We start from the raw sequence: 12,925 nt of genomic DNA on the forward strand, positions 1-12,925 counted from the left end.
CGAGCCGCTCCGCCTCGGCCGCGATCGCCGCGGCCCCCGCCTCCTGGAGCCACTGCGGCGGGCTGAGCAGGAAGGAGGTCGCCTCCACCGGCCCGGGCGCGGGCTTCGCCGCACCCGCCGGGTTGGCCGCCACCGGCCGTCCGTAGGCCTCCTCGTACTGCCGGACCACCTCGTTGACGGGCAGCGCGGGCCACAGCGTGCTGGCGCCCGAGTCCCGGGCGATCACCAGCCGCGCCTCCCCCGAGCCGCCGCCCGTACCGCCCGCACCGTCGGCCGCGCCCGAGGGCGCCACCGCCCAGCAGACGAAGCCCAGGTCGAACTCCCGGACCCGTACCTCGCGCTGCTGCGAGCGCGGCACCCCGCCGTTGATCCACTCCTCGGCGAGCTCCTGCGCCTGCGCGTACGTCACCACGCCCGGTTCACCCCTGTCCGCATCCTCTTCGTCCCCCGTTCCACCGACACCACAGCCATCACCGCGACCACGCGCCTCAGCCCAGCGGGACGGCCCGGGCGAACCCGCCGTCCACCATCAGCTCCGCGACCGTCTCCAGCTCCGGCGGGCTGCCGGCCAGCCGCAGCAGGAAGGCGTCGAAGTCCTCGCCGCAGGGCAGCAGCAGCCGCGCGCAGCGGTCCTCGGGGGACTCCTGGGCGCCGGAGTCGCGGGCGTCGTCGTACAGGTGGAACCAGACCGAGCCGGCCCGCTCGCCGCGCACCTTGAGCGCGACCAGGCCGCCCTGGGCGTAGGCGATGCCCAGGTAGTCCTTGGTCAGGTGGTCGCGCAGGCACTTGTTGGCGTACACGACGTCCTCGGTGCCGTACTCCTCGGTGAGCGTCAGGAACGGCTGGTCGAGCAGCAGTCCGAGCTCGGTGTCCAGCCCGACGCCGGCCGGGGCCCGGCCGCCGCCCAGCTTGAGGAACGTGCGGTAGGCGTCGGGGAACCGGTAGCCGAGGCGCTCCTCGGCGCGCTGCACCAGGTCCTCGGCGACGCCGATCGGGTCGCCGCCGTCCTTGGCCAGCGAGAAGTGCACCGCCCGGCGCTCCTGGAGGGGGCGGGTGCCGCGGCGGTTGTGGTCGGCGGCGGAGACGGCCAGGCCGCCGTGGTGCCGCAGCAGCGCCTTGACCTCGACCGGGACGAGCTCCATCCGCCGCCAGCCGGGGGCGGCCCGGCCGACCGCGTGGTGCCAGGTCCAGCCGGGCGGGGTGGCGACGGCGGTCGCCAGGTCGGCCCAGAGCGGGTGGCCCTGGATGTAGAGCGCGGCGTTGGCCGAGACGTAGTCGGTCAGCCGCAGCTCGTCCACGCCGAAGCCCTCCGGCGGGTCGGCCACCTCGGCCGCGGCGGCCGCGTACGGGCCGAAGTCCGGGTAGCCGTACTCGTCCACCCTGACCCCTCCGGGGTGCCGCTCCGCGCGGACCGGATCCGGGAACTGCACCACCTGACCTGCGTACGCCGCGTTCGGTGCGGCGGCGACGCCGGGCCGACCTGTCGTCATCTGGGAGCCCCCACTGGCTGCTGCAAATACGGTGCCTGCTGGGCACCAGCCTAGGGCCTGCCCTCAACCCCCCGTCGGCCAGGCGGCCCTGCTCCCGGTCCAGGGCCCGGGCCCCGCCGGGGAGTCACGACCGGCCGCCCAGCGCCCGCGCCAGCACCTCCGCCACCCGCAGCTGGCCGGCCTCGGTGAGGTGCGGGTGCAGCGGCAGGCTGAGCAGTTCGCGGGCGGCCCGTTCGGCGACCGGGAACGCCCCCTCGCGGTGGCCGAGGTGACGGAACGCGGGCTGCAGGTGGACCGGCAGCGGGTAGTGCACCCCGGCCCCGATCCCGGCGGCGTGCAGCGCGGCCAGCACCGCGTCGCGGTCCCGGCCGGGGCCGATCCGCACCGGGTACAGGTGCCTGACGTGCTCGTTGCCGGGGGCGGTGCGCGGCAGGACGAGTCCGTCCAGCCCGCCCAGCAGCGCGTCGTAGCGGGCGGCGGCGGCCCTGCGGGCGGCGTTCCAGGCGGGCAGCCGGCGCAGCTTGGCGCGCAGCACGACGGCTTGCAGGGCGTCCATCCGGGAGTTGAAACCGAACCGTTCGTGCCGGTACTTGTCGCGCGCGCCGTGGTCGCCGAGCAGCCGGACGGCGTCCGCGAGGCCCTCGTCGTCGGTGAGCACCGCCCCGGCGTCGCCGTAGGCGCCGAGGTTCTTGCCCGGGTAGAAGCTGGTGGCCGCGATCCGCCCGTACCCGGTGCGCCCGTGCTGCCTGGCCCCCTGGGACTGCGCCGCGTCCTCCACCACCGGCCGCCCGTCGGCCGCCTCCAGCAGCGGCCCCATCGGCGCGAGTTGACCGAAGAGGTGGACGGGCAGCAGCGCGGCCGCGCCGGGCAGTGCGGCGGCGGCCCGCTCCGGGTCGATCAGCAGGTACACCGGGTCGGCGTCGACCAGCACCGGGCGCAGCCCGGCCCGCAGCACCGCCTCCGCGGTGGCGACGAAGGTGTTGGCGGGCAGCACCACCCCGCCGCCGGGCGGCAGGTCCAGGGCGCGCAGGGCCAGTTCGAGCGCGTCGGTGCCGTTGGCGGTGCCCACGCAGTGCCGGACGCCGGCGAAGGCCGCGTACTCCCGCTCGAAGGCGGCCACTTCGGGGCCCTTGACGAAGGCTCCCGAGGCGAGCACCCGGTCGAAGCCGGCCCGCACCTCGTCCGCCACCTCGGCGTGCGCCGCCGCCAGGTCCACCAGCGGGATGCCGTCGCCGGCCGGGCCCCCGCCCCCGCCCAAGGCCGCAGTGCTCACCGGGCCTCCGCCCGCTGCCGGAACGGCGCTCACCGGACCTCCGCCCCGGCCCGGACCGCCGCCCCCACCGGGACGGTGACGCCGCCGAGTCCGAGGCTGAGCGAGGCCGCCTCCAGCAGCTGGAGCACCCGCATCCCGGCCCGCCCGTCGGTGAGCGGGGCCCGGCCCTCGGTGATGGCGGCGGCGAACTCGGCCATCACGTTGCGCAGCGCCTCCTGCTCGACCAGGGCCGGTGCCACCATCTCGCCGACCCGGTAGGAGATCAGCGCCCGGTGCCGGATCGCGTCGGTCAGCTGGTCGGGCGGGGTGAGGTCGACCCCGCGGTCGTGCACCGCCAGCCGGGCCTGGGGGTTGAGGTCGTCCCAGACCAGGGTGCGCCGCGAGCCGCCGATCAGCGTGGTGCGGACCTTGGTCGGGGAGAGCCAGTTGACGTGGCAGTGCGCCAGCGCGCCGTTGCTGAGCCGGACCGTCAGGTAGGCGACGCAGGCCCGGCCGGCCCCGATCGGGTCGGCGCCCTGGGCGGACACCCCGACCGGCTCGACCCCGGGCGGCAGCACGAAGTCCAGGATCGACAGGTCGTGCGGGGCGAGGTCCCACAGCACGTCCACGTCCGGCTGCACCAGGCCGAGGTTGATCCGCACCGAGTCGAAGAACTGGACGTCCCCGATCTCCCCGCCGTGCACCAGCTCGCGGATCCGCCGCACCACCGGGGTGTAGCAGAAGGTGTGGTCGCACATCAGCACCAGCCCGCGCCGCTCGGCCAGTTCGACCAGTTCCCCGGCCTCGGCGGCGGAGGTGGTGATCGGCTTCTCCACCAGCACGTGCTTGCCGGCCTCCAGCGCCGCCCGCACCAGCGCGTAGTGCGCGCCGGCCGGCGTGGCCACCGCGACCGCGCCGACCCGCTCGTCCGCCAGCACCCGCCGGTAGCTGCCGGTCACCCCGACGGTGCTGTACTCCCCCAGCACCGCGCGGGCCTTGGCCTCGTCCAGGTCGCACAGCCAGTGCAGCCGCAGCGCCGGGGTGTGCTGCGCGTTGCGGACCAGCTTCGGGCCCCAGTAGCCGGCCCCGACCACGGCCAGCCCGACCGGGTGCTCGGGCACCGCCCCGGGCGGCTCGTCGGGTGCGGGCACGTGGCCGCCGGGTGCCTGGTTGGCGGCCTGCCAGTGGTCGTCCGCCGGTTTCGACGTCATCGCACGAGCCCCTTCGCTCAGCGCCGGGGCGGGCGGCAGGCCCTTCCCGGCAGCCTCAACGTCCGACGCGGGCACCGGAGCCGGCCCCGTCGGCGGCTGCCCCGCACGGTCGGCCGCGTCCCCTTCGGCTCGCTGCCGGAACGGTACCGGCCGCGGACCGGCCGCCGGGGCCGTTTCGGTAGATCGGCGGACAAGTCGTGACGAGGGCGTACGTGTTCGGCCAAGATCGGGTGACCGCCCGGCCGGTCCGTCGCGGCCCCGACCGCCACCGCACCCCGGTTGTGCGGTTGTCGGTGTCGTTTGACAGGCTTGCCCAGGACCGGACCGGCCCGGCCACTCCGACCGACGCCGGGTGACCAGGAGGAGGACGACGGATGACCACCGGTGAGCCGGCGGGCCCTCCCGTGCTGCGCCACCACCGCGACAGCCTGCTGCCCGCCGTCGCCGCCGCGCTGTCGCTCAAGGGCGGCGAGGTGCACACCCTGGCGGGCGACAAGGACCCCCGCCGCCCCGCCCTGCACCAGTTGGTCACCGACTTCCTGGACACCCTGCCGGTGGAGGCCCGCGAGCGGTTCACCGGGCGCTGCCCCGAGGCGGTCCTGCTCTCCCAGTACCTGACCACGGTCGACGGCAGGCGCTCCAAGCGCGCCGCCCGCAAGCCGATGACCCTGCACGAGGCCCGCAAGGCGCTCAAGGGCTCCCGGATGACGACCGTACGTATTCGTGAGGAGGGCGACCCGGCGCACGGCAGCCACGCCCCGCCCTGCCGCTCCTGCGCCCCGATGCTGGAGCACTTCACCGTGCGGAGCGTCGCCGTCGCCCCGCCCGTGCACTGACCGGCCGAGCGCCGGCACGTCCCCCGTCCCCCAGCCCTGGAGCCCGTCCTGAATCCGCCCATCCCGCCCGCACCGGCCACCCTCTCCCCCGCCGGCCCGCGGACCCGCCCGCGCTTCCCCGCGGACGTCGCCGCCGAGCTCAAGACGGCCGGCTGGCACCCCGGCCGCTGGCAGATCCGGCAGGCCGAGGAGTGGGCCGACGCCCTGGTCGGGTTCGGCGCTCCCACCGGCGTGCGGCACGCGGTGTTCCCGGCGGCGGTGGAGGCCTGGGCCGAGTTCGGCGGCCTCGCCTTCGACCTGTCGGGCCCCGGCCGTCAGCTGGCCCGCACCCCGTTCCTGATCGACCCGCTGTGCGGCCTGCACCAGCCGCGCACCCTGCTCGACCTCGGCCGGGCGCTGGGGACGCAGCTGGCCCCGCTCGGCGAGGAGGCGTACGGGCAGGCGCTGCTGGCCGTCGACGAGGAGGGCCGGGTCTACAGCCTGGACCACGCCGGCGAGTGGTTCCTCGGCCACGGCATCGACCAGGCGATCTCCGCGCTGGTCCTGGGCACCGTCCCGGAGCGGCTGCGCACCCCGGACGAGCACTGAGCGGCCGGGGGCGCCCCCGGACCGGGGGGCGCTGAGGGCGGCTCAACCAGCCGCTCAACCCAGCCGCTCAACCCAGCCGCCCGGCCCAGCCGGTCAGCCCAGCCGCTCGGCCCGTACCGTCAGCCGGGACGGCAGCACCGCCTCGATCCGGAACCCGCCGTCCGCCTCGGGCCCCGAGGAGAAGGTGCCGCCCAGGGCGATCACCCGTTCCCGCATCCCGACCAGCCCGTTGCCCCCGCTGGGCAGCTTCGCCGCACCCCGCTCCCCGCCCGGGCAGGCGTTCACCACGGCCACCCGCACGCCGTTCGGCGCGTACGAGAGCAGGACGGACACCTGGGCGCCGCCCGCGTGCTTGTGCGCGTTGGTCAGGCCCTCCTGGACGACCCGGTAGGCGGTCTGCTCGGCCTCGCCGGTGAACTCCTGCCGGCTGCCGCTGACCGTCAGCGTGACCGCCATCCCGGCCGCCCTCGACTGGTCCACCAGCCGGGGCAGCCCGGCCAGCGAGTCCGGCTCCGGCTGCCGCGCGTCGTCCATCCGCAGCACCCCGAGGATCTCGCGCAGCTCGTTCAGCGCCTGCCGGCCCACCTCGCCCATCAGCTTGGCGCTCTGCGCGGCCTTCTCCGGGTCCTTGGCGACTATCCGCTCCAGCGCCCCGGCGTGCACCACCATCAGCGAGACCCGGTGCGCCACCACGTCGTGCATCTCCCTGGCGATCCGGGTGCGCTCCTCCAGCCGGGCCCGGCGGGCGCGCTCCTGGGCCTGCTCGGCCAGCAGGTCCAGCTCGGTCTCCAGGCCGTGCGCGCGGTCCTTGAGCGACTCGATCAGCCGCCGCCGCGCGCCCACGTACAGCCCGGTCACCACCGGGGCGACGGTCAGCCCGACCGCGACCAGCAGCGCCAGCAGGATCAGGCCCCACATCGGCGGCCGCTCCACCAGGGTGTCATCGGGCGTCATCAGTGTCACCGTCATGACGGCGGCCGCCTCGGCGAAGGCGAGCGCGGACAGCGCCACCACCCGGCGGCGCCGCGAGGGCCACTCCCAGGTCGACGACAGCGTGTACAGCGCCACCACCAGCAGCACCACGCCCAGCATTCCCGGCATCACCAGCAGCGTCACCAGCACCGGGACGGCCGGCCAGCGCCGGCGCACCACCAGGGAGCCGCCGGCCAGCGTGCCCAGCACGGCGATCCCGACCGTGCCGGCGGCGCTCACGTGGATCCTGGCGGAAAGGAAGCCGACCGTGCTGACCGTGCACTCCAGGGCGGCGAGCAGCGCCAGCCCGATGTCCAGGAATGCACTGCGCGGCCGCTTCCACCACCAGAACGACCAGACCGGCATGCGCTCCCCAGGCGACTTGCTCATGCCCCACAGCCTAAGCGGCAACCCCCTCCCCTCCCCACCGGGATTGCCCGGCACACCCGCCGAAGCCGCCAAGTGGTCCAGACCACAAGTGGTTTTCGGCAGCCCTGTCCGCCATCCGGCCACCTCGCGGACAGCACCCGCCCCGACACCTATGCTGGTCGCGTCGGACAGCGCGGTCCGCACGCGTCACGCCCGCCACACCCGTGTGGACCTGTGACGATGAGCCGTTGCCGAACCCCACCACCACAGGGAGCCAGCCGTGACCGCTCCGGTCCCCACCCCGGCGGACAGCCCCACGCCCGTCACCGCCGACAACGCCGCCCTGCGGGCGGACATCCGGCGCCTCGGCGACCTGCTCGGCGAGACGCTGGTCCGCCAGGAGGGCCCCCAGCTGCTGGGCCTGGTCGAACAGGTCCGCCTGCTGAGCCGCACCGACGGCGAGGCCACCGCCGAACTCCTCTCCGACATCGACCTGGACACCGCCGCCAAGCTGGTCCGGGCGTTCTCCACCTACTTCCACCTCGCCAACGTCACCGAGCAGGTGCACCGAGGCCGCGAGTTCGCCACCCGCCGCGCCCGGGAGGGCTCGCTGCTCGCGCAGACCGCCGACCTGCTCGCCGAGGCCGACGCCAAGCACCTCCAGGACACCCTGGCCCACCTCGCGGTCCGCCCGGTCTTCACCGCGCACCCGACCGAGGCCGCCCGCCGCAGCGTCCTCAACAAGCTGCGCAGGATCGGCGAGCTCCTCGACCGCATCCACCGCGACGAGGTCACCTCCGGTCTGGCCGCCGCCGACCAGGCCCGCACCAGCAGCGCCAAGCGCTCCGCCGACCGCCGCCTGGCCGAGGTCATCGACCTGCTCTGGCAGACCGACGAGCTGCGCATCGCCCGCCCCGAGCCCACCGACGAGGCCCGCAACGCCGTCTACTACCTGGACGAGCTCTACCGCGAGGCCGTCCCCGAGGTCCTGGAGGAGCTGCACGAGGAGCTCGCCCGGGTCGGCCTCGGCCTGCCCGACGGCGTCCGGCCGCTCACCTTCGGCACCTGGATCGGCGGCGACCGCGACGGCAACCCCAACGTCACCCCGCAGGTCACCTGGGACGTCCTCAACCTCCAGCACGAGTACGGCATCAAGGACGCGCTCGCCGCGATCGACGACCTGCGCAGCACCCTCTCCACCTCCGAGCGGCTGGCCGGCGCCTCGGTCGAGCTGCTCGCCTCGCTCAACACCGACCTGCACCTGCTCCCCGAACTCAGCCCGCGCTACAAGCGGATGAACGCCGAGGAGCCGTACCGCCTCAAGGCCACCTGCATCCGGCTCAAGCTGGAGAACACCCGCGAGCGGCTGGCCGGCGGCACCCCGCACGTCGAGGGCCGCGACTACCTCGGCACCCGCGAGCTGATCTCCGACCTGCGGCTGATCCAGGACTCGCTGCGCGCCCACCGCGGCGAGCTCATCGCCGACGGCCGCCTGGCCCGCGCCATCCGCACCGTCGAGGCGTTCGGCCTCCAGCTCGCCACCATGGACGTGCGCGAGCACGCCGAGGCCCACCACCACGCCCTCGGCCAGCTCTTCGACCGGCTCGGCGAGGAGGCCTGGCGCTACGCCGACATGCCCCGCGAGTACCGGCAGAAGCTGCTCGCCAAGGAGCTGCGCTCGCGCCGCCCGCTCGCCCCCACCCCGGCCCCGCTGGACGAGGCCGGCACCAAGACCCTCGGCGTGTTCAACACCATCCGCCAGGGCTTCGAGCGCTTCGGCGACGAGATCGTCGAGAGCTACATCATCTCGATGTGCCAGGGCGCCGACGACGTCTTCGCCGCCACCGTGCTGGCCCGCGAGGCCGGCCTGCTCGACCTGCACGCCGGCATCGCCAAGATCGGCATCGTGCCGCTGCTGGAGACCACCGACGAGCTCCAGCAGGCCGACCGCATCCTCGACGAGATGCTCTCCGACCCGTCCTACCGCCTGCTGGTCTCGCTGCGCGGCGACATCCAGGAGGTCATGCTCGGCTACTCCGACTCCTCCAAGTTCGGCGGCATCACCACCTCCCAGTGGGAGATCCACCGCGCCCAGCGCCGGCTGCGCGACGTCGCCCACCGCTACGGCATCCGGCTGCGCCTGTTCCACGGCCGCGGCGGCACCGTCGGCCGCGGCGGCGGCCCCTCGCACGAGGCCATCCTGGCCCAGCCCTGGGGCACCCTGGAGGGCGAGATCAAGGTCACCGAGCAGGGCGAGGTCATCTCCGACAAGTACCTGCTCCCCTCGCTGGCCAGGGAGAACCTGGAGCTGACCATCTCCGCCACGCTCTCCGCCTCCGCGCTGCACACCGCCCCGCGCCAGGCCCCCGAGTCGCTGGCCCGCTGGGACGCCGCGATGGACCAGGTCTCCGAGGCCGCCCACACCGCCTACCGCGGCCTGGTCGACCAGGAGGACCTGCCGAAGTACTTCTTCGCCTCCACCCCGGTCGACCAGCTGGCCTCGCTGCACCTGGGCTCCCGCCCGTCCCGCCGTCCCGACTCCGGCGCCGGCCTGGACGGCCTGCGGGCCATCCCGTGGGTGTTCGGCTGGACCCAGTCCCGGCAGATCGTCCCCGGCTGGTACGGCGTCGGCTCCGGCCTCGCCGCCGCCCGCGAGGCCGGCCTCGGCGACGTGCTGGACGAGATGTACGGCGAGTGGCACTTCTTCCGCAACTTCCTGTCCAACGTCGCCATGACGCTGGCCAAGACCGACCTGCGGATCGCCCAGCACTACGTCGAGCAGCTGGTGCCCGGCGAGCTGCGCCACGTCTTCGACCAGATCAAGGCCGAGCACGCCCTCACCCTGCGCGAGGTGCTCCGGCTCACCGGCGAGAGCGAACTGCTGGAGCACAACCCGGTGCTGAAGCAGACCTTCGGGGTCCGCGACGCCTACCTCGACCCGATCTCCTACCTCCAGGTCGCGCTGCTGCGCCGCCAGCGCGAGGAGCTCTCGGCCGGGCGCCAGGACGACCCGCTGCGCGCCCGCGCCCTGCTGCTGACCGTCAACGGCATCGCCGCCGGCCTGCGCAACACCGGCTGACGGCCGGTCCGGAGAACGACCGAGGGGCCGGTGTCCAGGACACCGGCCCCTCGGTCGTGAGGTTCCGCTACTCCACGGCCTCGCCCGCGCGCTTGCGCTTCAGCCACAGCGCCGCGCCGCCGGCCGCCACCACCAGGCCGCCACCGACCGCCAGCAGCCCCGCGTCGGGGCCCACCGAGTCGCCGAGCACCGGCCCGAACTGCGCCGCCGCCGGCTCCGGGGAGGCCCCCGCGTCCGGCTCCGCGACCGAGTCGGCGTGCGCCACCGCACCGCCCGACAGCAGGACCCCGGCCGCCCCCAGCGCACCGGCCGTGCCGACCCGCCGTCCGAGCTGCTTCAGCCGGACCACCCGGCTCCGCCGCAGCCGGCGGAGCGGACGCAATCCCCGCATCGAGAACTCCCCAGGACTCGTTCGCGTACCGGGCCGACGCTATCCGATCCCGCGCAGGGTTCTCACACCGATTCAGGTCCGGGCGGGCAAGCGTTGTACGACTGTTGCGTACTCCGCACACGGTCCTGACGCACGGTCAGGACGGTCAGGAGTTGTACGTCCCCTGGGCCCGCTCCAGCCCCTCGGACAGCAGCGCCTCGACCGCGTCCGCCGAGCGGTCGACGAACCACTCCAGCTCCTTGCGCTCGGTCGAGGAGAAGTCCTTCAGCACGAAGTCCGCGACCTCCATCCGGCCCGGCGGGCGGCCGATCCCGCAGCGCACCCGGTGGTAGTCGGGGCCCAGCGACTTGGTGATCGACTTCAGCCCGTTGTGGCCGTTGTCCCCGCCGCCCAGCTTCAGCCGCAGCGCCGCGTAGTCGATGTCCAGCTCGTCGTGGACCGCGACCAGCGCCGAGGCCGGCGCCTTGTAGAAGTCGCGCAGCGCCGTCACCGGCCCGCCGGAGAGGTTCATGAAGGTCATTGGCTTGGCCAGCACCACCCGCCTGCCCGCCAGCCGCCCCTCGGCCACCTGCGCCCGGCTCTTGTGCGCCTTGAACCTGGCGCCCATCCGCTGCGCCAGCAGGTCCACCACCATGAAGCCGATGTTGTGCCGGTTCCGGGCGTACTGCTCGCCCGGGTTGCCCAGCCCCACCACCAGCCACGGGCCCTCGTACTCGTCCGCCATGGTCCTTCCTCTCCCTCGGGGCGTGTCCGCCCTCGTCGTCATCATCCCGGACACACCGCTGCCCCGGACGCTCCGACGGGAGCGACCGGGGCAGCGGTCTAGGCTGGCGGGGAGGCTCAGGCCTCGGTGCCCTCGGCCTCGGCGGCCTCGTCCTCGGCCGGGGCGGCCTGGGCGCCGATGACCTGCAGCACGACGGCGTCGGCCTCGACGGCCAGGGTGACGCCGGCCGGCAGGACGATGTCCTTGGCGAGGATGGAGGCACCGGCCTCCAGGCCCTCGACCGAGACGGTCACGGACTCGGGCAGGTGGGTGGCCTCGGCCTCGATCGGCAGGGCGTTCAGCACGTGCTCGAGCAGGTTGCCGCCGGGGGCCAGCTCGCCCTCGGTGAGGACCGGGATCTCGACGGTGACCTTCTCGCCGCGCTTGACCAGCAGCAGGTCGACGTGCTCGATGGTGCGCTTGATGGCCTCGCGCTGGACGGCCTTCGGCAGCACGTACTCGTCGGTGCCCTCGATCGGCACGACCAGCAGGGCGTTCGGGGTCTTCAGGGCCATCATCAGGTCGTGGCCGGGCAGGTTCAGGTGAACCGGGGCGTGGCCGTGGCCGTAGACGACACCCGGGACGAAGCCGGCGCGGCGGGCGCGACGGGCGGCACCCTTGCCGAACTCGGTGCGGGTCTCAGCGGCAATACGGATCTCGGACACGACTGCACTCCTCGTGGGAACTGGCGCGGGGGTGCAGGCAACGCGAAAAACCGCCGGGACCACACCCTCAGTACGGGGGTCACTCGGCGGCAACGGCCTGCCGGCGGACGGGAATCCGGCACCGGCAGCGCGTCGATCACGGATCGGGCGCCCGTCGAACAGGCGCACGGCATCCCTCGCCGAGCAGTTTCACGAGTCTAACCGCACCGACGCCCTCCCGCGAAATCGGCGGCGGCCCCGGTCCGTCCGGACCGGGGCCGCCTGCACGGGCCTTCGTCAGTGCACGCCCTCGAAGAGGCTGGTGACCGAGCCCTCCTCGAACACCTCGCGGATCGCAGCGGCGATCGACGGGGCGATGGACAGCGTGGTGATCTTGTCCAGCTGGATCGACGCCGGGGTGGGCAGCGTGTTGGTGAACACGAACTCGCTCACCCGCGAGTTCTTCAGCCGGTCCGCGGCCGGGCCGGACAGCACGCCGTGGGTGGCCGCCACCACGACGTCAGCGGCGCCGTTGTCGAACAGCGCGTCGGCCGCGGCGCAGATGGTGCCGGCGGTGTCGATCATGTCGTCGACCAGGACGCAGACCCGGTCCTTGACGTCACCGACGACGTCGGCCGACAGGATGGTGTTGGCCTGGGTGATGTCGCGGCGCTTGTGGATGATCGCCAGCGGGGCGTCCAGCCGGTCGCACCACTGGTCGGCGACCTTCACGCGGCCGGCGTCCGGCGAGACGACGGTGAGCTTGGAGCGGTCCACCTTCCCGCCGATGTAGTCGGCCAGCAGCGGCAGCGCGAACAGGTGGTCCACCGGGCCGTCGAAGAAGCCCTGGATCTGCGCGGTGTGCAGGTCCACGGCCATCAGGCGGTCGGCACCGGCCTGGCGCAGCAGGTCGGCGACCAGGCGGGCCGAGATGGGCTCGCGGCCGAGGTGCTTCTTGTCCTGGCGGGCGTAGCCGTAGAACGGCAGGATCGCGGTGATGCTCTTGGCGGAGGCCCGCTTCAGAGCGTCGATCATGATCAGCTGTTCCATGATCCACTGGTTGATGGGAGCCGTGTGGCTCTGCATCACGAAGCAGTCCGCACCGCGCGCGGAGTCCAGGAAGCGGACGTAGATCTCGCCGTTGGCGAAGTCCAGGGCCTTGGTGGGGACCAGTTCGGTCCCGAGCGCCTCGGCCACCTCCCTCGCCAGCTCCGGGTGGGCACGGCCGGAGAAGAGTTTCAGCTTCTTCTCACCCGACGTCGTGATCCCGCTCACTGCACCGTCTCCTCGCGTTGCGAACGCTGAACCCTCGACCCGGTGCGGGCAGGCA

11 protein-coding genes and 1 pseudogene are annotated in these 12,925 nt (G+C 74.0%); 3 read left to right on the forward strand and 9 right to left on the reverse strand.

All coding sequences use genetic code 11. The annotated features are described in order from the left end of the window. The 4 genes and pseudogenes from BU198_RS00005 to BU198_RS00020 form a co-directional block, all read right to left on the reverse strand. Positions 1-412, reverse strand: a pseudogene (locus BU198_RS00005) (hypothetical protein); the annotation flags it as partial. Positions 413-488: 76 nt separating this feature from the next. Beyond that, positions 489-1,490 (reverse strand): SMI1/KNR4 family protein, encoded by a 1,002-nt coding sequence (locus BU198_RS00010; protein ID WP_188294701.1) that lies wholly within the window; start codon positions 1,488-1,490, stop codon positions 489-491. A gap of 124 nt (positions 1,491-1,614) precedes the next feature. Further along, positions 1,615-2,763 carry a DegT/DnrJ/EryC1/StrS family aminotransferase gene (locus BU198_RS00015; protein ID WP_317619886.1) on the reverse strand — a complete coding sequence of 383 codons (1,149 nt, stop codon included), beginning with the start codon at positions 2,761-2,763 and terminating at the stop codon, positions 1,615-1,617. Positions 2,764-2,792: 29 nt separating this feature from the next. Next, positions 2,793-3,953: a Gfo/Idh/MocA family protein gene (locus BU198_RS00020; RefSeq protein WP_188294702.1), complete on the reverse strand. Its 1,161-nt coding sequence runs from the start codon at positions 3,951-3,953 to the stop codon at positions 2,793-2,795. Between the two features lie 374 nt (positions 3,954-4,327). Here BU198_RS00020 and BU198_RS00025 point away from each other — a divergent pair, with 374 nt between their 5' ends. Continuing rightward, positions 4,328-4,789: a YwqJ-related putative deaminase gene (locus BU198_RS00025; RefSeq protein WP_188294703.1), complete on the forward strand. Its 462-nt coding sequence runs from the start codon at positions 4,328-4,330 to the stop codon at positions 4,787-4,789. A gap of 60 nt (positions 4,790-4,849) precedes the next feature. Beyond that, the gene (locus BU198_RS00030) at positions 4,850-5,377 is read left to right on the forward strand and encodes an SUKH-3 domain-containing protein (RefSeq protein WP_188294722.1); all 528 of its coding nucleotides are present in this window, start codon (positions 4,850-4,852) and stop codon (positions 5,375-5,377) included. 93 nt (positions 5,378-5,470) lie between these two features. On the opposite strand, the gene BU198_RS00035 is transcribed toward BU198_RS00030, so the two are convergent. After that, complete coding sequence (locus tag BU198_RS00035; RefSeq protein WP_188294704.1) at positions 5,471-6,739, reverse strand: sensor histidine kinase; 1,269 nt, start codon at positions 6,737-6,739, stop codon at positions 5,471-5,473. Between the two features lie 259 nt (positions 6,740-6,998). On the opposite strand from BU198_RS00035, the gene ppc reads away from it, so the two are divergent. Further along, on the forward strand, positions 6,999-9,797 hold the full coding sequence (gene ppc / locus BU198_RS00040; protein ID WP_188294705.1) for a phosphoenolpyruvate carboxylase: 2,799 nt from the start codon (positions 6,999-7,001) through the stop codon (positions 9,795-9,797). Between the two features lie 67 nt (positions 9,798-9,864). Here ppc and BU198_RS00045 read toward each other — a convergent pair whose 3' ends face one another. From BU198_RS00045 to BU198_RS00060, 4 genes are all read right to left on the reverse strand, one after another. Next, complete coding sequence (locus BU198_RS00045; RefSeq protein WP_188294706.1) at positions 9,865-10,188, reverse strand: hypothetical protein; 324 nt, start codon at positions 10,186-10,188, stop codon at positions 9,865-9,867. 145 nt (positions 10,189-10,333) lie between these two features. After that, positions 10,334-10,912, reverse strand: coding sequence for an aminoacyl-tRNA hydrolase (gene pth / locus BU198_RS00050; RefSeq protein ID WP_188294707.1), 579 nt, complete (start codon positions 10,910-10,912; stop codon positions 10,334-10,336). Positions 10,913-11,028: 116 nt separating this feature from the next. Further along, positions 11,029-11,616, reverse strand: coding sequence for a 50S ribosomal protein L25/general stress protein Ctc (locus BU198_RS00055; RefSeq protein WP_188294708.1), 588 nt, complete (start codon positions 11,614-11,616; stop codon positions 11,029-11,031). A gap of 276 nt (positions 11,617-11,892) precedes the next feature. Continuing rightward, the gene (locus tag BU198_RS00060; protein WP_188294709.1) at positions 11,893-12,870 is read right to left on the reverse strand and encodes a ribose-phosphate diphosphokinase; all 978 of its coding nucleotides are present in this window, start codon (positions 12,868-12,870) and stop codon (positions 11,893-11,895) included. Positions 12,871-12,925: the final 55 nt, after the last annotated feature.

The organism is Streptomyces sp. CBMA156 (genome assembly GCF_014596515.1).
GTDB lineage: Bacteria > Actinomycetota > Actinomycetes > Streptomycetales > Streptomycetaceae > Kitasatospora.